At 46.3% G+C, this 26648-nt stretch carries 18 protein-coding genes and 1 tRNA gene; 8 read left to right on the top strand and 11 right to left on the bottom strand.

From position 1 onward, the window contains the following. Window positions 1-119 precede the first annotated feature (119 nt). Window positions 120-839: a bifunctional 2-polyprenyl-6-hydroxyphenol methylase/3-demethylubiquinol 3-O-methyltransferase UbiG gene (ubiG, locus tag G517_RS0107130; protein WP_028303839.1), complete on the bottom strand. Its 720-nt coding sequence runs from the start codon at window positions 837-839 to the stop codon at window positions 120-122. Next, window positions 832-2160 (bottom strand): TRZ/ATZ family hydrolase, encoded by a 1329-nt coding sequence (locus G517_RS0107125; RefSeq protein ID WP_028303838.1) that lies wholly within the window; start codon window positions 2158-2160, stop codon window positions 832-834. Before G517_RS0107125 ends, ubiG begins: the two co-directional genes overlap by 8 nt. Before the next feature lie 127 nt (window positions 2161-2287). On the opposite strand from G517_RS0107125, the gene mtnA reads away from it, so the two are divergent. Beyond that, window positions 2288-3364, top strand: a complete 1077-nt coding sequence (mtnA, locus tag G517_RS0107120) for an S-methyl-5-thioribose-1-phosphate isomerase (RefSeq protein ID WP_028303837.1) — start codon at window positions 2288-2290, stop codon at window positions 3362-3364. A gap of 66 nt (window positions 3365-3430) precedes the next feature. Here mtnA and G517_RS0107115 read toward each other — a convergent pair whose 3' ends face one another. Continuing rightward, window positions 3431-4375: a chemotaxis protein CheV gene (locus tag G517_RS0107115; RefSeq protein WP_028303836.1), complete on the bottom strand. Its 945-nt coding sequence runs from the start codon at window positions 4373-4375 to the stop codon at window positions 3431-3433. 14 nt (window positions 4376-4389) lie between these two features. Next, window positions 4390-5604 (bottom strand): EAL and HDOD domain-containing protein, encoded by a 1215-nt coding sequence (locus G517_RS0107110; protein WP_028303835.1) that lies wholly within the window; start codon window positions 5602-5604, stop codon window positions 4390-4392. 178 nt (window positions 5605-5782) lie between these two features. On the opposite strand from G517_RS0107110, the gene G517_RS0107105 reads away from it, so the two are divergent. Further along, window positions 5783-5858: transfer RNA gene (locus tag G517_RS0107105), tRNA-Asn, on the top strand. Window positions 5859-6011: 153 nt separating this feature from the next. Here G517_RS0107105 and fabV read toward each other — a convergent pair. Next, window positions 6012-7214, bottom strand: a complete 1203-nt coding sequence (gene fabV, locus G517_RS0107100) for an enoyl-ACP reductase FabV (protein ID WP_028303834.1) — start codon at window positions 7212-7214, stop codon at window positions 6012-6014. A gap of 356 nt (window positions 7215-7570) precedes the next feature. Between fabV and G517_RS0107095 the strand changes: the two genes are divergently transcribed. After that, window positions 7571-8752 (top strand): YbaY family lipoprotein, encoded by a 1182-nt coding sequence (locus tag G517_RS0107095; protein WP_028303833.1) that lies wholly within the window; start codon window positions 7571-7573, stop codon window positions 8750-8752. Here the strand turns inward: G517_RS0107095 and G517_RS0107090 are convergent. Both G517_RS0107090 and G517_RS0107085 read right to left on the bottom strand, forming a co-directional pair. Beyond that, window positions 8749-10014, bottom strand: a complete 1266-nt coding sequence (locus G517_RS0107090; protein WP_028303832.1) for a cyclic di-GMP phosphodiesterase — start codon at window positions 10012-10014, stop codon at window positions 8749-8751. The genes G517_RS0107095 and G517_RS0107090 overlap by 4 nt on opposite strands. A gap of 417 nt (window positions 10015-10431) precedes the next feature. Beyond that, window positions 10432-11172 carry a sporulation protein gene (locus G517_RS0107085; RefSeq protein WP_028303831.1) on the bottom strand — a complete coding sequence of 247 codons (741 nt, stop codon included), beginning with the start codon at window positions 11170-11172 and terminating at the stop codon, window positions 10432-10434. 261 nt (window positions 11173-11433) lie between these two features. Between G517_RS0107085 and G517_RS20035 the strand changes: the two genes are divergently transcribed. Further along, window positions 11434-12684 (top strand): hypothetical protein, encoded by a 1251-nt coding sequence (locus G517_RS20035; RefSeq protein WP_051206189.1) that lies wholly within the window; start codon window positions 11434-11436, stop codon window positions 12682-12684. A gap of 73 nt (window positions 12685-12757) precedes the next feature. Here G517_RS20035 and G517_RS0107075 read toward each other — a convergent pair whose 3' ends face one another. From G517_RS0107075 to G517_RS0107065, 3 genes are all read right to left on the bottom strand, one after another. Beyond that, window positions 12758-13897 carry a phosphoribosylaminoimidazolesuccinocarboxamide synthase gene (locus tag G517_RS0107075; RefSeq protein ID WP_028303830.1) on the bottom strand — a complete coding sequence of 380 codons (1140 nt, stop codon included), beginning with the start codon at window positions 13895-13897 and terminating at the stop codon, window positions 12758-12760. An 11-nt stretch (window positions 13898-13908) separates the two neighbouring features. Next, the gene (locus G517_RS0107070; RefSeq protein WP_028303829.1) at window positions 13909-14325 is read right to left on the bottom strand and encodes a DUF2185 domain-containing protein; all 417 of its coding nucleotides are present in this window, start codon (window positions 14323-14325) and stop codon (window positions 13909-13911) included. Window positions 14326-14459: 134 nt separating this feature from the next. Continuing rightward, window positions 14460-15749, bottom strand: a complete 1290-nt coding sequence (locus tag G517_RS0107065; RefSeq protein WP_028303828.1) for a DUF945 family protein — start codon at window positions 15747-15749, stop codon at window positions 14460-14462. A 408-nt stretch (window positions 15750-16157) separates the two neighbouring features. On the opposite strand from G517_RS0107065, the gene G517_RS0107055 reads away from it, so the two are divergent. Next, the gene (locus G517_RS0107055) at window positions 16158-18776 is read left to right on the top strand and encodes a DUF748 domain-containing protein (RefSeq protein ID WP_028303827.1); all 2619 of its coding nucleotides are present in this window, start codon (window positions 16158-16160) and stop codon (window positions 18774-18776) included. Between the two features lie 76 nt (window positions 18777-18852). Next, window positions 18853-19572, top strand: a complete 720-nt coding sequence (locus tag G517_RS0107050; RefSeq protein ID WP_028303826.1) for a hypothetical protein — start codon at window positions 18853-18855, stop codon at window positions 19570-19572. A gap of 38 nt (window positions 19573-19610) precedes the next feature. Here G517_RS0107050 and G517_RS0107045 read toward each other — a convergent pair whose 3' ends face one another. Beyond that, window positions 19611-21155 (bottom strand): aminotransferase-like domain-containing protein, encoded by a 1545-nt coding sequence (locus G517_RS0107045; protein ID WP_028303825.1) that lies wholly within the window; start codon window positions 21153-21155, stop codon window positions 19611-19613. A gap of 297 nt (window positions 21156-21452) precedes the next feature. Here G517_RS0107045 and G517_RS18135 point away from each other — a divergent pair, with 297 nt between their 5' ends. Continuing rightward, entirely contained in the window at window positions 21453-25031 is a 3579-nt protein-coding gene (locus tag G517_RS18135) for a thiamine pyrophosphate-dependent enzyme (RefSeq protein ID WP_084632110.1), read from the top strand. Window positions 25032-25466: 435 nt separating this feature from the next. Further along, the gene (locus G517_RS0107035) at window positions 25467-26429 is read left to right on the top strand and encodes a hypothetical protein (protein ID WP_028303824.1); all 963 of its coding nucleotides are present in this window, start codon (window positions 25467-25469) and stop codon (window positions 26427-26429) included. Window positions 26430-26648 lie beyond the last annotated feature (219 nt).

Raw genomic sequence — 26648 nt, 5'->3', positions numbered from 1 at the left:
AGAAAAGAGACGGTAAAGAGAGTAGAGCTACAGCTCTTTACCGTGCCCTGTGGATCGGGGCGCTGAATCTTAAAAGCTAGGCTGGCTTATAAAACTAGACCGATTTAGTGCACTTAAAACTAGACCGATTTAGTACACTGTAATAGATAATTTACCTGAACATCGTCTTGATCCAGCTTGTAGTGCTTGGTTAAGGGGTTATAGGTCATACCGGTTAGGTCGCCATTTTTTAAACCCGCTGCACGGCACCAGTTTCCAAGTTCAGATGGTCGAATAAATTTACTGAAATCGTGAGTACCCTTGGGTAGCATTTTCAATAGATATTCTGCACCAACAATAGCGAACAAGTAAGCTTTAGGGTTGCGGTTGATGGTTGAGAAAAAAACCTGACCACCGGGTTTGACTAGACGAGCACAGGCAGCAATAACTTTGGCTGGTTCAGGCACATGCTCTAGCATTTCAAGGCAGGTGACAACGTCATACTGCTCTGGTTCCTGCTCGGCAAGTTCTTCAGCGGTAATACGGCGATAGTTAATAGTTAAACCACTTTCTAGCTGATGTAGTCGAGCCACAGAGAGCGGGGCTTCACCCATATCAATACCCGATACATCGGCTCCACGAAGCGCCATGCTTTCACTTAAAATACCGCCACCACAGCCAACATCGAGCACTTTCTTACCGGCTAAATGCGCCCGTTCATCAATAAAATTTAAACGCAGGGGGTTGATGTCGTGTAGAGGTTTAAATTCGCTTTCACGATCCCACCAGCGAGAGGCTAAGGCTTCAAATTTGGCGACTTCACTGTAGTCAACATTTTGAGGGGTATTTGACTCAGTCATGGCTGTCTCCTGCACGAATTTTTTCTCCCCATTGACGGGCTTGTTGTTTCAGTTTTTCAGTATCAATTTGCGTCAGTATACCATCTCGTACCAGTATTTTTCCGTTTACCCAGACATGTTTTACTTTGTCGGCCATGCGGGTGTATACCAGTTGAGAGATAGGATTGTATACGGGTAACGTCTCTAATCGGCTCATATCAATTGCGATAATATCGGCGGCTTTACCTTTTACTAAACTGCCGGTTATATCGTCGATACCTAGGGCAATAGCACCATTTAAGGTGGCCATGCGAATCGCTTCGAAGGCCGGAACAGCGGCGGCATCTCCGGCGACGGCTTTGGCCAGTTGTGCAGCGGTTTGCATCTCACCAAAAAGATCGAGATCGTTATTACTTGCCGCCCCATCGGTGCCAAGGGCAACGGTAATACCGGCTTTCTGCATTTTATCAACGGGGCAGAAGCCACTGGCCAGTTTTAAATTCGATTCAGGGCAATGCACAACTTTAACATCATAGCGAGCTAGTGTTAAAAGATCTTCGGTGTTGGCCTGAGTGACATGTACAGCCTGAAAATGAGGGCCAAGTATGCCAAGCTGTTCTAATCGAGCGATAGGCCGTAGACCCTGCTTTTCAGCTTCGGTGACTTCAAACGCGGTTTCATGCAGATGCATCTGTATCGGTATCTGTAGCTCTTCTTGCAGAGAGGCTAGCTTTCTTAAAGGTTCATCGGATACGGTGTACGGCGCATGGGGCCCGAAGGCGATTTTTACCAGAGGGTTGTGACGTTGGGCTGCGTTTACCTTCAACGCTTTATGAATGCCTTCATCGGCATCTTTAGCCCAAGGCGTTGGGAAGTCTAGAATCGGGCAGCAGATTTGGGCGCGCATATTGAGCTCGGTTACCGTTTCTGCGGCAATATCTGGGTAAAAATACATATCACTAAAGCATGTGGTGCCCGATCTAAGCATTTCGGCAATGGCTAAGCGAGTGCCGTCTCGCACAAAGTCTGGGCTTACCCATTTGCTTTCTGCGGGCCAAATATGCTCCTGAAGCCATGTCATGAGTTCAAGATCATCTGCCAAGCCTCGAAACAGGCTCATGGCAGCGTGGCCGTGGGCATTGATCAGCCCCGGCATGAGTAACTGGTTTTCAAGGTTTTGATCGTGTTTTGAGCTATAGCACTGATGAATTTGATCCGTGGGTAGGATATCAAGAATCTTTCCTTGATGTATGGCGATACTATGGTGCTCAAGAATGGACTGCTTATCATCAACCGGCACTATCCAGCGTGCGTGCAGTAGGGCATCAACTTGGGTCAGCATAAGAAAAATCCTGATAGATAACAGAAACTTCCATACAGTATATGCACTTTTTATTGCGCTGGCACTGTCGATTTTTTCGGCCATCGTTATAATACGCGCCTTGCTATCTAACCCATTGGAGCTGTGAATGAGCATCGCTGAAACAAGTCGTGTTGAAGCCATTAAGTGGCAGGACAACCAACTGCTGCTGTTAGACCAGCGGATTTTGCCCGAAGAGGAGCTCTACCTTTCTTATGATGACTCTGATGAGGTCGCTAAAGCGATCACCGATATGGTGGTGCGTGGTGCTCCGGCTATTGGTATTACGGCAGCCTATGGTGTTGTTTTAGCGGCTAGAAGATGCTTCCTAGAGTCGCCAGAAGCCTGGAAAGGCCCGCTGGCAGAGCGGGTCCGTGTGTTGGCTGCATCACGCCCAACTGCTGTGAATCTATTTTGGGCTTTAGGCAAGATGGACGCTTTGATTGCCAAGTTGGATGATGGGGTTAATCCTGAACCTTTACTGCTTAAAATGGCGATTGAGATTCATGACTCTGATATTGCCGCCAACCGCACGATGGGCGAATTTGGTGCAGAGCTTATTGCTGAAACGCAGGATGCGGGGCGTTCAGTTATGACGCACTGCAATACTGGCGCTTTAGCAACGGGCGGTGTGGGCACGGCCTTAGGTGTGATTCGCACGGCGTTTGAGAAAGGGTTGATTGATCATGTGCATGCGGATGAAACTCGCCCTTGGTTCCAAGGGGCTCGTTTAACCGCGTGGGAGCTGATGCGTGATGGGATTCCGGTCTCGCTGAATGTTGAAGGTGCTGCGGCTCATATTATGAAAACCCAAGATGTTTCATGGGTTATTGTCGGTGCTGATCGTATTACGGCTAATGGGGACGTGGCCAATAAAATAGGCACCTATAACTTAGCGGTTTTAGCGCTGCATCATGGGGTACGCTTTATGGTTGTTGCGCCGTCAAGCACCATTGATATGGCCCTTGAGCATGGCGATGATATTCCTATTGAAGAACGTGGCCCAGATGAAGTGGTTGCGGTGAAAGGGCAGCGGATTGCACCCGAAGGTGTTGAGGTTTTTAACCCTGTTTTTGATGTTACACCTGCGGATCTGATTGATGTGATTGTGACTGAAAAAGGTGTGGTGGAGCGCCCTGATGCTGAGAAGATGGCATTGTTAATGAATAATGACCGGCTGCATTAAGTCTATATTTAAATTTGAAAACTAAAAAAGGGCTATGACATGAGGTCGTAGCCCTTTTTTGTTGCCTTAATGATTTAAGCGCTCAAGAACCGCATTGGCCAGTTCGTTCGCATCGAATTTGGCGATAAAATCATCTGCCCCGACTTTTTCAACCATCGCTTTGTTGAATACGCCACTTAAAGATGTGTGTAAAAGAATGTAAAGGTCTTTCATATTGGCATTTTCTTTAACGCGACGCGTTAAGGTGTAACCGTCCATTTCCGGCATTTCAATATCTGAAATCATCATCAGATACTCATCATTAGGATGTTTGCCTGATACTGTAAGCTCTTCAAGATGTTGGTAGGCTTCCAAGCCATTTTTCAGTAATTTACAAGAGAAACCAACAGCCTCAATACAGCGTTTAATTTGGTTACGGGTAACCACAGAGTCATCGACGACTAGCACGTTTTTATTGGGTGCGGAGCCTTCTTTATTCTTCTGATCGTAGGTACTGTCCAGAGCGTCAGTGATGGGGCTTTGAACCTCTTCATTGAACGGCATAATCTTCGCGATGATCTTTTCAACGTCGATGATCTCAATGATTTCATCACCGTACTTTGAAATAGCCGTGAGGTAGTGCTCATTACCGACACTCCGTGGCGGCGTATGGATATCGCTCCACTGGATATTGATAATGTGTTCAACCTTGTCGACTAAAAAGCCTTGCAGTTTCCGGTTGTACTCGGCAACGATGACGCTTTTGCCTCTAACATTTTTTGCGTTACCATGACCAATTGCCAGCTTTAGATCAATGATAGGCAAAGGGCCATCCATTGTATTGGCAACGCCAAGAGCAATGGGATGTCTGTGAGGCATTTCGTTCAACGCCGGACAGGTAATAATCTTTTTAACTTTGAAAACGTTGATACCATAAAGCTGCTTGTCTTCTAAGCGAAATAAAAGCAACTCTAAGCGGTTTTCGCCGGCTAGCTGTGTTCGTTGATTGACACTGTTTAGAAGTTTACTCATTGCCTTAAAAACCCCTATGACTCCACAGCGGCTGTTAATCCTTGCTGAAGAGTAGTTGCCCATCGGCTTGCATCCAAATAAGCCGAATGTGCGAGATCCTTTTCAAACTGGCTATCCTCGATTTTTTGCCAGTCTACATGCTCGTAATGAATGGCACATTGCAGCGCCGCGCCCGTTCTACCTTCATTATATAGAACCGCTTGCTTGATTGACGGGCTTAGCGGAAGCTCAGACAAAATCAAATCCATCGGTATATCCAACAGCACATCGAGTAGGGATATTAATCCCGCATTAAAATAAATAGACTCATTGGGCCATTTGTTGGCTTTAGCCAATATTTCGCACATCTTTGCTCGGGTTAACGCCAAATAAAACAAATCTGGCGAACGTGTTGTTGACTCAGAGAGTGCAATAACAAGACTAATGCTGCGTAACGTGTTCAAGCCCAAATAGATAAGTGCTTCTTTGATGCTGTTGATTTTGCGATTAAAATTATAATACGCAGAATTAATGAATCTTAACAGTTTATAGTATAACTGTAAGTCTTGGATGATCAGATTTTCTAATTCTTCCAGTGAGACATTGACATCACCTAGTAAATTTAGGATCTCAAGGGCGATCAATTTGTTGCTGGGAAACTGCTTTATGTCAGTTGTTTCAGGACGCGGGAGATACCGGCCTTGAATAGAGGTAATTCCGCAGGCTTTAAGCGCTTGATGGCAGGCTGCATCATCAACATCCGAGGCGATGCCGCGCCATTTATCATTGAGCTGCGCGCTTAAATGGCGCTTTAGAAACTGTTCGCTAGAGGCTCGAATAAAACTAATATTGCCTAATAGTTCTTCTGATAGATCTGGAAGATCCCCGTGATTAAGGGATAAGCCAAAATGAGCGCCGCGCTTTTTTAAACCTGTGATTAAATAAGGGTCAACTCGAATGGCCTGACGTGCGTCCAGCATCAGCCAAAACTGATCCATAGGGAAGCGAAGCTCTGTGTAGATGAGCTTTACCGTATCTGCTTCTGCTAATAGTAAGGCAGGTCGATTGTTGAGCAAGTCATGTATTCTTGGGTCAGTTAAGGTTGCTGCAATAATTTCCGGCAGAGCCGGTTGATATTGCCCATTACCACCGACGACAAGCTCATAGGCAATGACATTGAATTCAGCGTCGCATACGGGAATACGAGCAAAAGGGGTTTCTGATAGGGTTTCCACACTAAAGTCTGCCATTAAAGTCTCTTTGGCTCCATCTTACTATGATTGAACGGTATTACTACGGTTGCTATGTGTACTATAGTTGCTGTGTATACAAGAGCTTGCTATATCAGTGTGTTTTTAGCAAAAAAATTAAAAATGATGTTGACGTTTCTCAAAAACAGCCTATAATACCGCTCATCTCTTAGAGAGATCCCTGATAGCTCAGTTGGTAGAGCAGTAGACTGTTAATCTATTGGTCGCAGGTTCGAGTCCTGCTCGGGGAGCCAAATTATGAAAAGCCCGCTTTTTTAAAAAAGCGGGCTTTTTTTGTTTGTACGTTTTAATAATATGAAGAAACCCTTTATGCCGCTAGGCGGCATAAAGGGTTTTTTTACAAGTGATTCTTTGTAATAGACTGAGCTATTCTGAATAGCAAGTGCCTAGATCGCTATCGGGTTGAAATCAACCAGCGGGCTAACATCAGCCTCATAGTCAATGCCTTCCAGGCCAAAACCAAATAGTTTCAGGAATTCATCCTTGTACAGTTGGTAGTCCGTAACATCGAACAGGTTTTCGGTTGTTACTTGGGGCCATAGCTCGCGACAGGCGGTTTGAACGTCGTCTTGCAGTTCCCAGTCATCAAGGCGCAGGCGATTATGATCATCGGTGTTTTGGGCGCTATGATCGCCAGCAAATAGTTGTGAGCTGAACAAGCGGTGAATTTGCTGCATACAGCCTTCATGCAGGCCTTTCTCACGCATAATGCGGAAAACCATCGCTAGGTAAAGCGGCATAACCGGTATCGCAGAAGATGCTTGGGTAACGACCGACTTGAGTACGGCAACATTAGCAGAACCACCTTTCTCAGCCAGTTTGCTGTTAAGCTCGCTGGCAGCTCGATCTAAGTCTTCCTTCGCTTTTCCAAGGGCGCCGTGCCAGTAGATAGGCCAAGTAATATCCGTACCAATATATGAGTAAGCGACAGTCTTGCAGCCTGCCGCTAAAACACCGGCATCATTAAGTGCATTGATCCAAAGTTCCCAGTCTTCACCACCCATAACCGTAATGGTATCAGCAACTTCTTGCTCGGTAGCCGGTTCAATTTCCGCTTCGGTGATAACATCTTTGTTCGTGTCGATTGCTGTAGAGCGGTACGGTTCGCCAATAGGCTTAAGACTTGAGCGAATCACTTCGCCGGTATCTGGAAGCTTGCGCACAGGGGATGCCAGAGAGTAAACCACCATATCGATATCGCCCAGATCTTGCTTGATCAGTTCGATAACTTTAGCGCGAGCCTCATGGGAAAAGGCATCACCGTTGATGCTTTTAGCATAAAGGCCCGCTTCCTGGGCGGCCTTGTCAAAGGCTGCGGCGTTATACCAGCCTGCAGTGCCTGTTTTCTTCTCTGTGGCAGGCTTTTCAAAAAAGACACCAAGAGTTGACGCACCAGAGCCAAAGGCTGCTGCAATACGTGAAGATAGGCCATAGCCACTTGATGAGCCGATAACCAGTACGCGTTTAGGGCCGTTTTCAATCGGGCCTTTTGCTTTGGTGAACGCAATCTGTTCACGTACATTGGCTTCACAGCCTGTTGGATGAGTTGTCGTACAAATAAAACCGCGAATTTTTGGCTTGATAATCATAATTCGTCTGCGTTGTTAATCACTTCGGGTGGAGCAGGATACGGCTATTTACCGTAGCCCATTTAAGGCTAATCATACCTTACTCTTATTCGAAGGTCTTGTTCGTCAGGTTTGGATAGAGGTCAGGCCTAAGCATCTTTATCTCTTTTATCAGGTTTTAAATGAGGTTTCCACGTCATAAGTTAGGTAGTTTGTGTTAGTTGTTTATGTTGATAGCAACGATGAATATTGATTGAAATATAGCCTTATGGGCTGGATACTTACATTTGAAAGAAAGCATTTTTGCTAGAGATGTGTGTTATTTCATCTAAGGTTTAATGGTTTTGTATGACTGTAGATAGAAGAAAGGTGTGCTAATGGTGCAGGATAATAATTTTTTTGTAGGCCGTCGTATCGTGATCGGCTTGAATAGCGTTAAGCTTGGATTTCTAGCGAAAATAACCCTGCTAGGAACTGTTTTTCTTCTTTCCGCGTGTAGCTCTTTATCGAATAACTCACAGGACAAGAACTCTATTGATGCCGGGGTTGATGCGGGGGCTAAAGACGGCACGTTGTCAGCAGAACAGGTGTCACCGTTACCTAATACAGCCGACCCGATTCCACAGGGGATTATTGAAGGGCAGGTTTCCTATCGTGAGCGCATTGCTTTGCTGCCAGGCGTCTTTGTGCGCATCGTGTTAGAGCGTCAAGGGAATCAATCTGAGCCTCCTTTAGAAGTTGCAGAACAAATTTTTCATCCTTCTGGCCAAGTACCCTTTGAGTACCAGCTAAAATTTAATACTGAAGATATTCGTGGTGGCTTTCGTTACGTGGTGAAAGGCCAAATTTTTTCTGAAGATGAGCGGCTGCTGTTTGCCAGTGAAGAAGGTACTTTGCTGGAGCCTCTCGGGGCCAAACGGTATATCGACTTGCTTTTAAAACGCGTGGCTTTAACGCATCAGACTCATATGGCGTCTGTAACGGCAGCGGTCAGCCGGGTCTATCAATGTGGTGATTTCGCTTTTGGAACTCGCACAGGTATTGGTGAAATAGCCCTTTATCTGCCAAGTGGTGTAACGGTGCTCTCTCAGGTAACGTCAGCCTCTGGTGCGCGCTATAAAGAAGGCGATATATTGTTTTGGGTGAAAGGTGAGCAAGCCATGTTGGCCTATGATGGTGCTTTTTACCGTAATTGTCAGCGTCGTAGTGAGCGGGAGGCCAGAGACCCTGTTGAGCGTCGTCCCGTGGATTTTCGAGCTATAGGCAATGAGCCTCCTTGGTTGTTAGAGGTTGTTGAGGGGCATAATATCAACTTAATAACTGAGTACGGGCAAAAGCGATTGCAGCTTGAGGAGCCAGAAAAAACAGTCACACCGGAGCAAATAACCTATCACGTTAATGACGATGCGAACCGCTTGGCTGTTATGGTCAAGCGAGAAGCTTGCTCCGACACTATGTCAGATAAAGTTTGGCCTAATAGCGTAAGTATTTGGTGGAACAGCCGGCATTATAACGGCTGTGGAACCTTTTTAGCGGAGCCTAAGGGGCTAAACAATTAGGCCACGCAGCCAAATCCAAGATTGTTTGCAATATCCTGCAATGAAAAACCTTCAATATCGTTGGGCTCAATGGCTCGAGTGATTTTGACTCGGCTAAATTTTTCTGCAGTAAGGTCAAAATCTCGCTGTTTAGTTAACGGCTTTCCTTCGCTATCAAACATGCAGTGAACGGTAGGCCGTGATCGCATTTTAGGGTCTACATCGGTCACCATGCCGATCTGTTGCTTGTTAAGCTCAACCAAAGTACCTACAGGATAGACTCCAACAGAACGAATAAAGCGCTCTACCAAGGAGCCATCAAAGTGCTCGTTTCGCCAGCTATAAAGCTTGCGTAGTGCCTGGGTTGGTGTGTGGGCTTTGCAAAAATGACGATCTCGGGTCAATGCTTCGTAGGTGGTCGTGATGCTTAAAATACGAGCCTCAAGGGGGATTTTTCGGCCTTTTAAACCGGATGGATAACCCGTGCCATCAAAGCGTTCATGGTGGTATGTAACCGTGCCTATGACAGGACGCAGAGCTGAGGATTGACTGATAATCTCGCAGCCAATACTGACATGTTTTTGAATGCTGATGCGCTGACCGATACTTAAAGTTTCTTTCTGGCTTAATAGTTCGTCAGGAATCTTGGTCATACCGATATCGTGCAGTAGTGCGCTCATGCCCAGTTTGTGTAGCTTGTCTTTTGGTAGGCCTAAGGTGCGGGCAAAACATAGGCTAAGAATCGCAACATTTAGCGACTTCCGCTCCAGTGAATTATCTTTTTCTTCAAGCTGGCTCAAAAGCGTCAGCGTGTTAGGCCGTGCCAGTATTGATACCAGTAGCTTATTGGTTGTGGACTTAATGCTCGCCGCATCTAAGTTTTCACCGGCTCTAACCCTTGCAAAATTCTTGACTAGAACATCCATACACCCATGAAAGCTATCAATGACGAACTGTTTGGAGACTCGGTCTTTTAGTGGGATTTCTTTGGATTGACTGGGTTCTGAAGCACTGTTTTTTAATGGATTTTCTTTTAATGAATTGTTTACTGGTTGACTTGTTGATGCTTTTTTAGGAAGAGGTAGCGTTTTTTTCAAGGGTTTCTCAGCGGCTTTTCCATCATCAATGGATACCATTTTGCAGTGCTGTATTAGCAAGGCAAGATCTTCGCTGGAGTTCAGTATAAACGGGGCTGTCCATTTAGGACTTTGCTCCCAGCCAATATCCAAAGCTACGATTTTCATGCCGGGCATTAACTGTTGTACGAGAATATTTTGACGCATATAAATCCTGAAAATACAGAGCGCTTATGTTTAATCGGCTGAGGCAGCATCTGTTTATTTAAATAAACTCGGCCAAAAAATGATGACGGTCTTTGTCGCACTAATAAAATGTCGCACTAATTAAAATTTTTTTGTCTTACTGTATGGAATATTGACGGTACGAGTTGATATTTTAACAACAGTGTATTAGCTCTTCATAGCATAAAAAAGAAAAAATAGGCTTTATGTAAGAATTCGTAAGATTATGTAGCGTTAGGTTTTGTTCTAGGGTGTTTTCTGTAGTGTTTAATACGGTTTGCAGCCGTTGGTTTGAATGCTTGGCTTTATGCTCAGTCTGGCGACTGGGCTGTAGAAAGGCGCGCCTTGCTAACCTTTTGGTTAAAAATAGGCGCGCTTTTCTAGTTCTGTTGAAGAGGTTTAGCCGAGAATATTTTTGATTTGGCTTGTCACGTCGTCTTGAGAGACATCGTTATTAAGGCTTAGGCTACGATAGCTGTCGCCACCAAAATTACGATCAAGCTCAAATAGAATATGAGTTTGATGCTCTGTTGGTACAAAGGTGACTTCAACTTCATTTAAGCCAAATAGCGCGAAACGGTTAGGGCGGTATTCAAGTTCTTGATAGCAACCTAGGCTGGACTGAAAGTTTTGGGCTCTTACCATGCCATCTTCTACGTCGGCTTTTACCAAGCTGTAACCACAATCGTCCATTCCCTGTAGAACCTTGTTTTGGGTGGAGGTTGCGATCACATTCACCGGGTCTTTATCACTTGCATCCAAGGCCATATCAATATTTAAGCCCGTAGCAATCCATACTTTGGTTTGGTTGTTACGGGCACCATTCGCACTAATAGGTGTTTCTAGCGGAAGCCGACCTTTAAAAGGAATTTCTCGAACCTCATCAGCCTGTAACGTAAATTGATCAGAAATATGCCATTGGCACAGGGTTTTATTGACAACCATCTCTGTGTCGTCCCGTTCCACTTTAACACGGGTCATTAAGGCTAAATCTAAGCCAGAGATATCTTGTTCCGTACCACCGCCCTTAATCACGATAGTGGCTTCAAAGATATCCCCTGGGCAAAGCATTTCAGTGTTGAGAAGAGTATCAACTTTGGCACCACCAATACCGACGCTGGCGAGAATTTTCTTAAACATACAAAGTCCTTTCGTTTAATGTGATAACGCATTGAATAGGGTTGCAGAGAGTTTAAAGCAATATTTAATGGGTTAAAATCGGTCTATTCACAAGTCTGCGGTGTAAGGATTATCTCTTCTTTTGTCTGGTTTTACTGCTGGTTTGGCTTTAGATGAGGAAAATTCATTTATAAAACATCATACCCTGCCGATAGTATTCTGACGTAATGGTGCATCTGTATTTATTGACCTTTGGCGATATGGCCAGATTTGAGGTGTGATATGAGAATAGAACAAGGACGGTTTAATTTAAGTTCTACCCATGAGACGTTTCAACATATCTCACGGGAAGAAAGCCTGAACGTTACGACGCGTACTAACGGTGTCGATAAAACGGTCGACTATAAGAGCAGGGATGAGGCCACTCAAACATCCTCAAGTTATTATGGTGCGGTAGGTTATTCCAATACGGGCCCAGAGGACGATGGCCTTGAAATTTATAACAAGCATAGCAAGCTGTTAGGCAATAATAATGGGGCTAATAATCTTGTTAATCGCCAAGCCAGTCTCGCTAATGGTCAGGACGGGCTTACTGGTACGCCACGTTTTGATCCTAGTTCGTCTCTAAAAACAGAGGCCATTGACGATGATGACAGCTTAGAGCCAGAGACGATTGAAGAGTTGCGGATGCTGACTTTTATACGTCTTATGGAGCAGATGTTTGGGTTAATTTTCTCGATGACCGATGATGAACAAAGTGCGACCAATATCAAAGATGCCGAGAAGTTACGGGCGCTTGGCGAACAGATGGAGGCGACAAAATCCCCTTTTGATCGAGCTCAAAATGCTAATAGCCCTAGAAACGGTCAGCAAATCACCTATACGGCTAAGACTGTTTACCATGAAGAGGAGCATACTCGAATGTCCGCCCAAGGTCGGGTGACAACGGAGGATGGTCGGACGCTTGATCTGTCGTTGGATATTGGTATGAGTCGAGAGTTTAGATCCGAAGACTTTGTCAGTATTACCGAAGGTAATCTAAAAGATCCTTTGGTGATTAACTTTGATCGTTCGGTCGTCGGTTTAAGCGACAAGCTGCATTTCCAGTTTGACCTTGACGCAGACGGAACAGATGAACGCTTACCTGAGCTGTTAGCCGGTTCCGGTTATTTGGCCTTAGACTTGAATCAGGATGGTCTTATTAATTCTGGTAATGAGTTGTTCGGTGCCAAAACCGGTGATGGCTTTGAGGAGTTGGCGCAGTATGATGACGATGGCAATGGCTTTATCGATGAAAATGATGAAATCTTTAGCCAGCTAAAAATCTGGGTGCCACGGGCCGATGGGCAAAGTGAGCTATATGCTCTATTGGATAAAGATGTTGGTGCTATTTACTTGAAATCTCAGAATACGCCTTTCGCCCTCAAGACAGCGCTGGATAATGAAACACAGGGCTATGTACGGGAGTCAGGTGTATTTTTAAATGAATCAGGTGGTATCGGCTCGGTGCAGCAGATCGATCTAAAGGTTTAGCCTTGATCGCTACGGTGAGAAAAAAGAGGCTTTCTGGGAAAGGAAAGCCTCTTTTTAACCGTATTATTTTTAGTTAGATTGTGTCAATCAGGCCGTATTGGTCTCGTAGAATCTCAATAATCTCTGCCTTTGGATTGTCTGACAGTACCAGTTTCTCTCCGGTAACTTTCTCGGCGATATCGATATAAGTACGAGAAACGTCCATTAAAACGTCAACCGGCAGCGCATTATCACGGGCCAAAGCATCACGCTCTGGCATACGTTCTTTATTCAGTAAAATATCGGGATCAGGGAAGTGATTCAGTAATACCTGACGGAAGCCTTCTTTTGATTTCTCAATTACTTGGCCGTTACGATACGCTGGGCCATCCCAGATACGAGACGAATCCGGTGTACCCACTTCATCCATATAGATCAGCTTTTCATTGCCAGCGGCATCGCTAACGTAACCAAACTCAAACTTGGTATCGACAAATACTTGATCCAGTTTTTCTAGGGCCGTGCTGATTACGTCAAAGCCTTCTTTCAATAGTGTCTCGTATTGGGCGATATCATCACGGTTACGGAAATTAAAAGCGGCAAAGTTATCAAGGATATTCTCACGGGTGATATTAACGTCATCCGCTTCTGGTACCTCTGGAATACCTTTCAGAATGCCCTTGGTTGAAGGAGTAATCAGTAGTTCAGGGAGCTTTTGGTCTTTTTCTAGACCTTCTGGCAGCTCAATACCGCAGAAGTGACGTTCACCCTTGCTGTAAGCGCGCCACATGGAGCCGGTGATATATTGGCGACAGATCGCCTCGATCATTACCGGTTTAGCTTTTTGCACAATCCAGACAAAAGGATGGGGGATATCCAATATATGGCTATCTGCCAAGCTGTTTTCACGGAAGAGTTTAAACCAGTGATTGGAGATAGCGTTCAAGGCCGCACCTTTTCCGGGAACGCCTTTCATACCACCTTCGCCATGCCAGATACAATCAAATGCTGAAATACGATCACTGATCACCATAATGGCCAGGGGCGTATCGGCTTTAACGTTATAGCCTTTTTCTTGAATCAGACGGCGACTGTCTTCTTCTGTTAGCCAGTAAACCGAGCGGACTTTGCCGCTGTGTACGGGCTGGTTTGTGCGAATAGGTAGATCGTTGTTGACCGCCAGCACTTGATCCGCAAGCGTGTTATCAACGGAGGAGATATTAGCAGAGCTCATGGCCGCGGGTCCTATAGATTGTTGAATGCGTCAGGATCATTGGTGATCTCAACGTCAATATTTGGTGATGGAATTACGTAGTCATAGACCCGCTCCCAGCCGTCTTCATCTGCACCTGGAACGCGCTCCCAAACCGTACCTGCATTGTAATCGAGAAGGTCTGTTAACGTAGGATCAGCCGTACACATGGCTTCTACAGGGGCGGGCACCATATTGTTAAGTTCATCGGCCAGATATTCTTCGGATTCGTAGCCACTGTACATGCGCCACCCTGTATCATTTAAATGATCAGGCACCGTTTTGTACATAAAGCGAATGGGGAGGCGCTCTTCGATAACCATACGGGAAACGAGACACAGAAAACCATTCTTTGTTTGATTGGTTTCTAGCTCTGGCGTTTTTAGGTCGTCGATATTAGGCGTTCGCATAAGACACTCGCTACAGTCCGATAAATGAGGCGAAGCATTCTAATACAGAAAATGGCGGAACGGAATATTCCACCTGAAGCAAACAGACCGCTTAGAATAAGGTTTAAGCGGTCTGTAAACGATTAAAGCAAGGTCTATTGCACAGGAACGTCATTGATGATGAGCTGTCCCTGCGTCATACGGGTATGAATCAGCATATCTTCATCATCTTCTTTGTATGCACCCATTTTGTTGAGTTGGTTTGCCATCATATTAAATACAGGCATGGAGTCAAAGAGTGATTTACTGATGCTAGCGTTACTCTCTAGTTGGACATAGTTTGCCAGAATAGGTGGAAAGCTCATGGCTTTGATCAGCTCTTGCTGACTGGTTTCTAAATTTACCTTAAGATCACCATTGATACGGCCTTCTTCGGTAACCACGTTAACATCATGCAGGCTAAATTCGGCAGCGTTAACAACATCCGCTAATACCGGCAGGATTCTTTTAGCATCCTCCTGTGACATCTGTTCCGGTGTCATCTTCTCAGCCACTTGCATCAGGGCTTCGGTTTGCTCAACGGTCGGGCCTGTCAGGGTGTAAGAAAAACCGCTGGGTTGGAAATCATATAATGTTCGGCCATATTGCTCGATATGCAGCTTATTTAAAGACCAAGTGCCAGAATAGTGAATAGTGTCTGGGGTGTCGGCATTGACCTGAATGTCGAACTTATCTTTCAGATTTAGCGATGAAGAGCTAAGCACTATTTTGTCGCTGTTTAAATCAAGGGCGCTGATATTGATATCGTTGCTATAAGACCAGATATAATCGCTTAGTTGATGGCCGGTGCCCTTAATACTGGCCTCCCCTACGGTGAATTGGTTACCGCTAGCATCCAATTCTGCGCCATTCCAGATGCCATTAATATCATAGGCTGATTTTTCAACATCATAGTTCAGGCGAATAATACCCGGATAAACTTTAATGGTGCCGCTGTCAGGTGTTAAGGTGAAGCCTTCAATGTAGGTATTAACCACGGATTTACTGGCAGAGATGAGACCGTCAAAATGCAGTGGTACTTTACCATCAAGCTCTTTTAGGCTCTCTTTCATCTCTTCGGTCACGACAACTTCTGATGTAAACTTGGCACTGCTAAAACCATGTGCAATATCATGTTTAATATCAAAGTAAGGTGCAGTACCATCGGCCTTTTCTAGGGCGTTGTCGGTAAATGTAAAGCGAGTGATTAAAGAGCTGCTATAGGCATTTTTCTGGTAATCGAGCACGTTAATCTCGATACCTGCGCTTTTTTGTTTCATATTGACTGATGCCACGGCCAGCTCAACCTGCTGCTGAACAGTATCGCCCACTTTAACTGGCATATAAGCTGCAGCCACGCCCGCAATACCTACACCAAGTAAAATCCCTGCGGTTAGTTTGTTCATTCCGACAATCCTGTTTTCATATGAGTGGGTGGAGCCGCATTATTTAAGCGAAGTGACGCTTGCCCCTAAAACGTTAGAGGCCATAATAGACGCTGTTCACTGAAGTGTGAATATTTCAGGCCTTTTTAGCCAAAAATGCTTTATACCCTCGTCCAATCGAGCGTAGGTGTGTAGGTATCAGCAATTGGCTGAGCATAACGGAAACCAGAATCTGGTCATTATGGGAAGAATACCGATATGAATACGTCAAAAACCGGGCTTGATTTTGAACCTTATGTAATGGCTCTGACCGAACAGGTGGAATATATACAAGGTGTTACTCAAGCATTGCTCAAGATTAATCAGTCCTAAAATGGACGATAAAACGTTAGTTTTTTAATCAGTATTTCCTATGAGTCCTATTTGCAAATGAAATCAATCACTGTCAGGTTACGTGCATTTATTATTGTTGTGTTGGCTCTTGCTCTCTGTGCCGTGGCGCTTGTCGTCTCGTTTTTAAGTACAGGGTGGATTACGCCTGTTGTTAATCACTATGCCGAGCCTTACAAAGCAAAAGTTGAGCACCTAGAGCTGGCTTGGAACCCACTGACACTTAAAATTGAAGGTTTAAACCTTGGCGAAGGGCCACAGGCATTAAGCTTAGAAAAATTGCAAGTGCGCACCGGATGGGGCTTTCTTTTTGGACAGCCCCTAGAACTTTTTATTCAGCTAGAAGACGGTGCTATTGGCTATCAGCAAAGCGGTCAAAAAGGCCAGTCAACAACTGCGCCAGAATGGTCTGTGGCAGGGTTAAGTCTAACGGAATGGCAGAAGCTAGTGGAGGGTGATCAAGCCGATATCAGTCAAACGCCAACGCCAAGTGAATCTCTGTCAAGCGGTGTTAAAAGCGAGGATAACGCGCCAGCGCTACCGGCCATTAGCTTGAACTCTCTTCAGTTAAAAAATATCCGCCTTAATAGCAACCAAAAAGGGTTGCCGAGTATTAGAGTAGAGCGCTTGCTTGTTGGCCCGTTGGCAACGTACAGCACCGAACAAAACACCTCATTAAAGCTGGATTTAGCAACCGCTGGCGGCACGCTTTCAATTGATGGCACGGCTAAGCCCTTGGCAAAAACCCCTAAGTTTGATCTGCATATTAACCTGAAAAATATGACCTTTAATCAGGCATGGTTGAGTCAACTGCCAGAGCCTCTGTCCGTTCGGTTAGCTAGTGAGTTGAGGTTACAGGTGCAGATACCTGTTTCAACCCGTAAAAATGCTCCGTTTAACCCAAGGGCTAAAGTAACAGGGAATGTGCAGTTATCGGCATTAAGTTGGCAGCAAGCGCCCTATGGGCTAGAGGTGGAAGAGATTCGTGTTAACGAATTGTCGCTGGAAAAGAATAACCAAGAGAACACCCCAGCCTTTGATCTTAGCGTACAAGCGTTACATATTACCGCGTTTAATCTTGCCAATGCCGCTGAGCCAAATCTAGTGGCCGCCTTTGAAGCCTTAACGCTTGAGCAGTTTTTTGCTTCAATTTTAGCGGAAGGTAAAGGGCAGGCTCTGGGGTCTGAAAAGCTGGCGCTATCGGGTATTAAGCTTAATCTCGCACTTAATCCGAAGAAGCCTAATATAACGCTCTCGTTAGATCATTTAGGCTACCAGGATATGACGTTAGTATCTGTTCAGGATAATAACAAAGCACAAGAAAGCGCTGTGGAGGACGGCACTTTGGGGGACAATGCTGTACTGCGGGTTAATGGCTTTAAGCTGGAAGATCTTGGCTTGGTACTTCCTGATTTAAACTATCAACTCGAACAGGCGGCTGTTAGCGGCTTATCCTTTGTTAAACAGGGTGATCAACAGCAGCTAATTACCGGAGACAGCCTTGTTTCTGGTGGTAAGCTAAGCTATCAATTGGCGGCAAAAACACCTGGCGAAAAACAAGCAACAGAGGTTGACTCGTCTGCCGCTGATGCACCGTCACCACAGCCGACAATAGCGGAGAATGATTCATCAACTATTGCCAACACTACCTTTATCGCAACGGGGCAACGTTTAACGGTTAAGCAACACCAAATTGCCTTCCGAGATATGAATCTACCGGAGCCACCATTAACCCGTATTGAGCTAAACGAGTTTAATATTGAGCAGCTGCGCTGGCCGATGACCCAGCGTCAACCATGGCAAACGGAGTTTTGGCTTAATGGTCAAAGCCATTGGCAATTTGCCGGTGGTTTTCAGCTAGAACCGCTTAAGCTAGACCTTAAAGGCCATCAAAAAGGTTTGGCTTTACCTGACCTTACACCGTACAGCCAGCATTATGCTGAGGTGGTTTTTGAGGAAGGCTCAATGAACAATAATATTGAGTTTGAGATAAAACCTAAGCGCCTAAAAGGCGATATAGGGCTAACCCTTTTTAATCCTGAATTACGCCTAGAAGGCAAGCAGTCTAAGCAGAATATCCCGCTTTCGATGGCGTTCTCGGTCTTAAAAGATTCTAACGGAAAGGTAGAGCTTTCAATTAAATTGGATAAAGAAGGTGAAGAGCTAACCGTTGGTACAAAAGCGATTATTAAAGAGCTGCTCGTAACGGCCAGTCAAAAAGGTGCGGTTAGCTATCTTAAATATATGCTTCAACCCTACGGCACCTTGATGAGTATCGGTGATCTGGGTAAAAAGCTGGCCCAAAGCGGTACGATTCCACTGGAGCGGATCTCATTTGCGCCCCTGCAAGCGGACTTAACCGAACAACAAAAAGATTATGCCTCTAAAATTGAGCTGATTTTAAAGGACAAGAGCCACCTAAGAATGAGCTATTGCCTGTACCCTGCAGCGGAAGAAAATGTACTGCTTCAGCAGGAAATACCGGATGCAGACAAAGCTCGTCAGGCGATTAACGATCTAAACCAACAGCGCCTAAACGCATGGCGACGTTTGTTTGCTGAGTCAGGATTTGCAACCCGTCTAAACCAGTGCAGTAAGCCCGACCCTAAGGCTAGCGTTGAGCGGGAAACCTATATCAGCTTGTTATTAAAGTCTTAATGCATCGTTATGTTTTTTTGGACAAATACTAAAACCCCTGTTTAATTCGAGCAGGGAAATAAGAAAGGAGATTCTCATGTTGTTTCAGGCCAAACGTGTACTGCCCTTTGCTCTGTTTTCTGTATTACTGGCCGGTTGTGCCAGTGATAATATTCAAGATATTGAAGCTGGTTACGATCAAGAGGCTGGTGCTGGGCCAATGGCGATGGCTCATGTGAATCATGTGGCTCAATCATGGATGGAAACACCCCGTCAGGTTGGGTTATTAACGATTGCTCGGTCAGAGGCGACAGTGGCGAGCACCCATGCAGATTTAGCTGTTCAACGAAGCAGTGATTCTGATTGGGTAAAAATGCATGCGGTTCACGTTAAACATGCCCTAGAGCCAAAGGGAAAAGGCCCAGGTAAAGGTTATGGCCTTATTAAGGCGGTTAAAGAAGTGAGGCAGCATATTAAGCTGGCGATAGCATCAGAGGATACCTCCGATGCGGTGGCGTTTCATGGTGAGCAGATTATGATGAGCGCCGATAGCGTACTGGCTCGAATTGAGACCTTAGATGCTCTTGCCAGCCAAATTATCGAGGCTCCCCGTGGCACGGATTTTACATTGCAGGCAGAAGAGATGTCTGACCTGACAAGTAAAATCCTACTGGGCGATGATATTAATGGCGATGGCAACATCAACTGGGAAGAGAATGAATCGGGTTTAGATCAGGCGCTAAGCTACCTTGAGTATCTGCAAGAAAAAGAAGCCGCTTATCATGAGCAACCGATAACAAGCCGCGAAAACGAATAGTTAATAAAAAATAAGAAAGAAGCCTGCATTTGCGGGCTTTATTCTGTGATTAATAACCCACGAATAAGGTCGCCTAGGGTACGAATAGCGGCCTCTACATTTAGGTCCCAAGGCACCGCGCAGTTCACCCGCAGAAAATTCTGATAGTGATCCCGAGTGGAAAATAGCTTCCCCGGCATAATACCAATCCCTTGTTCCAACGCTTGATGATGGAGATGAAAAGTGTCGATATCACCGGGTAAACCCACCCAAAGAATATAGCCTCCCATTGGCCGCGTTAAGGTTGTTCCCTCGGGGAAATACTGACCGATAGCGCTCCCCATCAATTGTACCTGTCGGGCGTAGGCCACTTGAATTCGGCGAAGGTGGCGATCATAGCCGCCATTGGCCATAAACTCTGCGACGGCCATTTGACTTAGGGTTGATGTACCCACGCTACTAAAGGATTTTAAAAACTCGATCTTTTGTTGATAGCGACCACCGGAAACCCAGCCTACCCGCAGGCCGGAGGCGATCGATTTAGAGATGGATGAGCAGTACAGTACCTGACCCTCTTCATCATAGGCTTTAATCGCCGGTGTTCGGTTGCCGGAGTAGTCCAGATCACCGAATAAATCATCCTCGATAACGGGAATGTCCAACGGTTTAAGCAGGCTTAACAGTTCGCGTCGATGGGCATCCGGCATAGTGAAACCCAGCGGGTTATTATGGGTGGGCACTAAAGCCACGGCTTTTACCGGCCACTGTTCTAACGCCAGTTGCAACGCCTCAAGGCTGATACCCTTCTGGGGGTGGGTGGGAATCTCCAGCGCCTTCATACCAAGGGATTCGATGGTTTGCAGTAAACCCACAAAGGCAGGGCTTTCAATGGCGATTACATCCCCTGGCTCTGCCACCGCCCGTAGGCATAAGGTTAGTGCCTCTTGGCAGCCGTTAGTGATCACAATTTCGCTAGGGGCAACATGGCAGCCTGACTCCGCCATCCGCTTTGCCACTTGATTGCGCAGTTCAGATAATCCCGGTGGAAATACCGACATCACCACCTCATCCATCCGTTTACGCACAAGGCTACCCATAATGCGCTGTAGCTGTTTAACCGGCAGAAATTCTGGGCTGGGAATCGCCGTTCCTAGATTGATCAGGTCGGGCTGCTGGCAGCGTCGCAGCACCTCACTGGCCGACTGCTTAATACTGACAGCCGTGGGCAGACTTAGATCATCATTTGAACTGGGTACAGGGAGATCACGTCTTAAGTCAGAAAAGCCCGTGCTGTTATGGGCTAACGTGCTGTTATGAGCTAAAGAGATACCGGTATAAGGCGATAACGACGCGCCGAAGGAGGGTATATTGATCGGCTCCCGCACATAAAATCCTGATTGAGGCCGTGATTCAATCAGGTACTGAAGTTCGAGCTGCTCATAGGCGCTTTGAATCGTCGCGATACTCACCGAGCGCTGTTGGCTCTGCTTACGAATCGAGGGCAGTTTATCTCCCGGTTTGAAGATACCTTCTGCAATTTGTCGTGCCAGTTCATCGGCGATTTGTTGATAGAGCGTTTGGCCGCTAGGCGTTAATCGTGTCATAGCTATCTGCTGGTTAATTATTTTTATAATGGGCTTTGTTTGAATATGTCTATAAAAGCATTACAGAACATAGCAGCCATGCTAACGGATTTGTAACACTTTCAACCAATACAGTTTATGTCAAATAAAGCGGTACAGTTGCTTTTTTTTATAACTGTACTGCTTAAATGAGTAACAACTAGCCCTGCAATCCGCCGCCATTATTGCCCAAACTGTTGTTAATCCCTGAGGTTATTAAACCGAGTTTCGGCCAGTGCGACTGGCAACCGGAACAATTAAAACAATAAAGGCAAGGCCATGACTTATAAAATTCTGAACGGTAACGAACTGATTGTTCAGGGCGGTTTAGAAGCGGGTTTCTCTCTCTATACCGGCTACCCTGGTTCGCCATTGGCGGATTATTTTAATATTCTAAACGCCCGCAAGAATGAGCTGCATGATAAAGGTATTCGGGTTGCCATCGGCAATACAGAAGCCAATGCGGCGGCGATGGCCGGTGGTGCCAAGCAGGCGGGCCGTAATGTCATGGTCGGTATGAAGTCTATGGGCTTGCATGTGGCTTCTGATGCGCTTTCTGTGGGTAACTTTTCTAACCCCGGTCAACCCTATATTGATCCTGAAACCGGCGAGTCGATCCACTCTGGCGTCGTCGTGGTTGTGGGGGATGACCCGTGGTCGATGTCTACCGCCACCGCTGCTGATTCACGCTTCCTGTTTAAACATCTACATATGCCGTTTCTGGAGCCATCCACCCCTCAAGAGCTAAAAGACTGGGTCGGCCACGGGCTAACGCTTTCCCAGCGTTCCTCTTTATATGCCGGTTTACTGGTTACAACTTTTATTGCCGAAGGTGGCGGTCGCGTGCAGTTAGGGGAAGAATCTGAAGTACCGACGGCCTTAACCGATTTTGATCCCAGCACCTTTGATCTAGCGGCCAGTGTTATGGTGCCACCGAACTCTTTAGGGGCAGACCAACGCCTGATTCGTGAGCGTTTCCCGAAAGCGAAGAAAGTGCTGAAAGACCTGGCGCTGGATCGCCAGTTTGGCAACCCAGAGAGCAAGATCGGCTTTATCTCCTCTGGTGTTGTCTTTGAAACCCTGCGCCAGATTATGCAGGAGGAGCATTACCTCGCTGATTTCTCACTCTATAAGTTAGCCTGTTCCTACCCACTGGTTGATGACCTGCTGGTGCCTTGGCTACAGAAGCTGGACACGTTAGTGGTGGTTGAGGAGAAGCGCGGCTTCCTAGAAAACGAGCTAATTCAACTCTGCCAAGAGCATGGCGTTAAAGTACACCTGTATGGCAAAGAGTTTGCTGACCGCGTTGTCGGTGGCGAGCTCGGCAGCGAAAAAGTGATTGAAGGCTTCCCGGCGGATGGCGGTATCTCCTACGAGATTATGCGCAGCAAGCTGGATGAACTGATGGGCTTGTTGGGACTGCGCCCATGCCAACAGAAGCAGCCAGAGCTGATTAAACTGGATCAAGCGCTGCCTTCTCGCCTACCGACCTTCTGCCCCGGTTGTCCGCACCGTGAAACCTTAAGCTTGTTAAAAGAGCTGCGTAAGGTATTTAAAGAAGAAGACGGCATCAATCTGATCTCCCACGGTGATGTAGGTTGCTACTCGCTCTCTTTCCTTGAGCCCTTCAAAGAGATGCACGACATTTCTGCCATGGGGCAGGGCGGTGCTTTCGGTGCCGGAATGGATCTGTTCTCTAAAAACCCATCGGTGGTTCTTATGGGCGATTCAACCTTCTTTCACTCCGGTTTAAGTGCGATCTCTAACTCTGTGCAGTTAGGGCATAACATCACCTATATCGTGCTGGATAACGACTTTACCGCCATGACCGGCCATCAAATGTCGCCCAGTACCGGCGAATCCGTTGAAGGCCGTAAGCGCCCAGAGCAAGATATGCTTAGCCTTGTGCGGGGCATGGGCGTTGATGAAGCGATTGAGGTTAACCCGTCAGATCGTTATTTTTACCGCACCGTGCTAAAGCAGATGGTAAAAAAATCGGGCACCAAGGTGATCGTCTCTGATAAAGAGTGCGGCCTAACTTTTGCCGCCCGTAAAAAACGGGAAGACCGTAAAACCTTTAGTGCCGGTGATGTTAAGCCGGTACAGACGTTCTTCCAGATCAACACCTCCGCCTGCGAAGATTGCCGCCTGTGTGTTGAAATGACCGGCTGTCCAGGGCTTTCTCAAACCGACGATGCCTACGGCTCAAAAATGTTTATCGACCCTCAGATCTGTGTCTCTGATGGTTACTGTTCTAAGATTCTGGCCTGCCCAAGTTTCGAGCAGGTGGATGTGATTAACTTCCACCCAACCCGCTATCAGCAGGCGGAAGACGCGACTCAGTCACACGCCGCCAAAGGCGCATTAACCGAGCCTACACGCCATAAGGCCTTTGACGATATTCTACAGGGCGAAGACTGGCGGGTTGTGGTGACAGGTGTTGGCGGCTCCGGTGTCACCACTATCTCCCGTGTTTTGGCAGAAGCCGCAGAAGAGATGAACGGTCTTGAAGGTCTTGATTTCAAATTTATGGATCAGAAAGGCCTCGCCCAGCGTAATGGTCGTGTTACCGGCCACCTAAGCATCTTTAATCGGGAAAAATCCGCCAGCGCCATTACACCACTGGGCACCGCTGATCTGGTGTTATCGCCAGATCTTTTAGATGGTAGCGCCGCGCTTAACTTTTTAGCACCGCACGGACTAGCTCTGCTGGATGATGAATTCCAGATTCCGCTGTCTATCCTGCTGGATTATGGCGAAGAGCATGACGTACTGAATGCCGAGCAACTGCGCGATGTGATCGACGATAAGCTAAAAGAACGGGCCTTCTTTAGCCCGATGAAAGCGGTTGCCCATCGTCAGCTAGGTAAAAGCGTATATGCTTCAGCGGTATTATTGGGCGTCGCGTATCAGAAAGGTAGGCTGCCCTTTACCGAAGGCAATATGCGGGAAGCCTTTCATCGCAGCGTGCCCAAAGCGGAATTCGATAACAACTGGCAAGCCTTCGAGCTGGGTCGCCGTGTGGTCGTGATGGGTGTTGAAGCCTTCCGGCAGGCATTTTTGCCTAACAGTGCGGATGATCAAGCAGGGCAGATGGTTAATGCTTTCCGTAGCAGTGTTGTCGATAGCGCCTCACCGTTTGAGAACAAAGAGACCCTAAGCGCACTGTTTGATCAAGGGCTGGAACGCCTGCAAAGCATCTTCCCTATGATCGAACAGGATCATCTGGCGAACTATATTCACGATCTTGTGGTTTATGATCGCAACGCCTCCTTGGATGCCTTTATTGCTGATGCGGGGAGAATTGCCACGCTTTATACCGATGTGGCTCTACAGCGCATCGCCCTGCGCGCCCTGTGTAAAACCTACTGGATTAAAGACGAAGTCTTCACCGCGCACCTGATGGTATCGCCGGTGAAACAGGCCCGAGACGAAGCCGCCTATCAGCACCTAGGCACCGACTTTAAGATCAAACACCTAAACCGCCCAGAGTTTGACCTGTTTGATCGCCGCTTTGCCTTTGAGTTTTCACCGAAAAACTGGATGCTAAAAACCTTCCGCCACCAACGCTGGTTACGCAAAGCCCAAGCTAAGGTTCATGCCCGAGAGCATGACATCGCACAGCGCATCCGCCGTGAACTGTTGGACGTCGTGCCCTACATCACCCTTGATCAGCGCAAAGCACTGGTACAACTGGATAATATTAAAGGGTATCGCCAAGTACGGTATGAAAAAGCAGAAAAGGTCTTCACCGATCTATCCACCGCCTCAAAGGGAAAGGGTAGTAAACCCCAAGCTCAAACCGGAAAAGCAAACCGAGGACAACAGATCCCCGTAGTACAAACCCATCATCCGTAAACAGCGGGTGTAACCGCACAAACCTAGCACCAAGGTTTCAGCTCTCCTGCTGAACTCTGCATTTTACCCCGCCATATAGCGGGGTTTTTTTATGGCGTATATTCCCAGAAGATTAGGCTTATTTTTTTGTTCGTATATACAGTATATTTAGCGCTTTAGTAAAAACTATGCTCGTTTTGTCCGACTTAATGCTCGGTTTACTGGTACGAAAAAATTGGATAAGCTGTAAAATCAATGAATTATAGGAACGGGCGCGGCAATAACAGGCGCACGGTTGCGGTATATATGCGCATGCGCGTTTAGCTGGGAAGCAGTCAGATCAGAAAATGGAATTTTCCTTTCTAATCAAACACTTCTTTGCTTTTAGGCCGGTATATTGAAACCGGCGAAATGAGCATGCCTATGATTAAAATGTTAGCTTTCAGGACGAAAAATATGTTGCAGAATTCAATATTCGTCGTAAATGAAGAGCCATACTGTATTTGGGAAATAGATATAGCCGAAAGAAACAGTGAGTTTCTTGATGGAATCGACGTAAAGTACTTTGATTACTTACTCAATGTGTATCTTGACTCTGAGGACGAAAAAAGAGCAGCTATTGCACTCAGGGCCACTCTGCATCATGCAATGGAAACTATGTTTTCATTGTTAGGGGCATACATTCAGGCGCCAGACTGTGTATATGCATGGATAGCCAAATGCTCAAACAGCGACTTACGGCATCTAGTGAAAAATATTGGTAGCTATCACAATACGCTGTTTACAAAGCTGAATGTAGAACAAGTGTCATGGGAGTCTATTTCAAAATTAGTATTCCAATGCTACAAGCCAGATAGTGATAGAAACGCACAAACAACAAGATTATTTGCCTCACTATGGCAAAGATTAGCTCATGAGTTAATTGATGCGAATCATGTTGACGAATATAACAGTATCAAACATGGCTTTAGGGTTCGTTCTGGTGGTTTTTCTTTCGCAGTAGGGTTGGAGCATGAATACGGGGTGGCTCCGCCCGCCGAAGAAATGAAAATGATTGGCTCGTCCGAGCATGGGTCTTCATTCTTTAAAATAGAACCTGTAGGGACATCAAAGCACAATAGAAGCATTAGATCCAAAAGAACCTCAATAAATTGGAAGGTTGAAAAAGTCGCCTTACTTATTCAATTGGTATCAATGTCGATCAACAATATCGTTTCAGCATTGAAAATTGCCAATGGGGCAACAGCAGGAACCTGCAAATTTCTGCGACCTGAGGAAGATGAGGATTTCGATACACCGTGGTCTTACGGTACAGGTGTTACAAGCTGCAATATGGATTTTGTTATTAATGAGGATGATGTTGTTTCTACAACGAGAAAAGAGCTATTGGAAAGACTTAATGAGCACAAGAAAAGCTAATCGGGTAGCCGGAGGTATCTAGTCCAGCCCCCACAACACCCTGCATGCGGCTCCGCACAGGGCGTTTCCTAAAGATGCTTAAAGCAAGCTGGCCGATTAGCTCCGACTTACTCCAATGCTGGCTTCTGCTTTTGCGCCAATGTTTCTTAGCCCGGTCGGGAATGAAACGTTGAGCTTCACAGGCTCCTCACTGACCTTCAGGTTCAGGCCTTCACCGTG

The sequence above is a fragment of the Oceanospirillum maris DSM 6286 genome, assembly GCF_000422865.1.
In the GTDB taxonomy this organism is placed as follows: domain Bacteria; phylum Pseudomonadota; class Gammaproteobacteria; order Pseudomonadales; family Halomonadaceae; genus Oceanospirillum; species Oceanospirillum maris.
The sequence above is the reverse complement of the archived record's forward strand: the minus strand, read 5'-3'. Positions and strand labels throughout refer to the sequence as shown.

Bases quoted from the DNA above. Each gene is read 5' to 3' on its own strand.
- G517_RS0107125 (WP_028303838.1), bottom strand. From the start codon at position 2,160: ATGCTGACCCAAGTTGATGCCCTACTGCACGCACGCTGGATAGTGCCG.
- mtnA (WP_028303837.1), top strand. From the start codon at position 2,288: ATGAGCATCGCTGAAACAAGTCGTGTTGAAGCCATTAAGTGGCAGGAC.
- G517_RS0107055 (WP_028303827.1), top strand. From the start codon at position 16,158: ATGAAATCAATCACTGTCAGGTTACGTGCATTTATTATTGTTGTGTTG.
- G517_RS0107065 (WP_028303828.1), bottom strand. From the start codon at position 15,749: ATGAACAAACTAACCGCAGGGATTTTACTTGGTGTAGGTATTGCGGGC.
- G517_RS0107050 (WP_028303826.1), top strand. From the start codon at position 18,853: ATGTTGTTTCAGGCCAAACGTGTACTGCCCTTTGCTCTGTTTTCTGTA.
- G517_RS0107085 (WP_028303831.1), bottom strand. From the start codon at position 11,172: ATGTTTAAGAAAATTCTCGCCAGCGTCGGTATTGGTGGTGCCAAAGTT.
- ubiG (WP_028303839.1), bottom strand. From the start codon at position 839: ATGACTGAGTCAAATACCCCTCAAAATGTTGACTACAGTGAAGTCGCC.
- G517_RS0107110 (WP_028303835.1), bottom strand. From the start codon at position 5,604: ATGGCAGACTTTAGTGTGGAAACCCTATCAGAAACCCCTTTTGCTCGT.
- G517_RS0107045 (WP_028303825.1), bottom strand. From the start codon at position 21,155: ATGACACGATTAACGCCTAGCGGCCAAACGCTCTATCAACAAATCGCC.
- G517_RS0107075 (WP_028303830.1), bottom strand. From the start codon at position 13,897: ATGAGCTCTGCTAATATCTCCTCCGTTGATAACACGCTTGCGGATCAA.
- G517_RS0107090 (WP_028303832.1), bottom strand. From the start codon at position 10,014: ATGCGTCAAAATATTCTCGTACAACAGTTAATGCCCGGCATGAAAATC.
- G517_RS18135 (WP_084632110.1), top strand. From the start codon at position 21,453: ATGACTTATAAAATTCTGAACGGTAACGAACTGATTGTTCAGGGCGGT.
- G517_RS0107095 (WP_028303833.1), top strand. From the start codon at position 7,571: ATGGTGCAGGATAATAATTTTTTTGTAGGCCGTCGTATCGTGATCGGC.
- G517_RS20035 (WP_051206189.1), top strand. From the start codon at position 11,434: ATGAGAATAGAACAAGGACGGTTTAATTTAAGTTCTACCCATGAGACG.
- fabV (WP_028303834.1), bottom strand. From the start codon at position 7,214: ATGATTATCAAGCCAAAAATTCGCGGTTTTATTTGTACGACAACTCAT.
- G517_RS0107070 (WP_028303829.1), bottom strand. From the start codon at position 14,325: ATGCGAACGCCTAATATCGACGACCTAAAAACGCCAGAGCTAGAAACC.
- G517_RS0107035 (WP_028303824.1), top strand. From the start codon at position 25,467: ATGTTGCAGAATTCAATATTCGTCGTAAATGAAGAGCCATACTGTATT.
- G517_RS0107115 (WP_028303836.1), bottom strand. From the start codon at position 4,375: ATGAGTAAACTTCTAAACAGTGTCAATCAACGAACACAGCTAGCCGGC.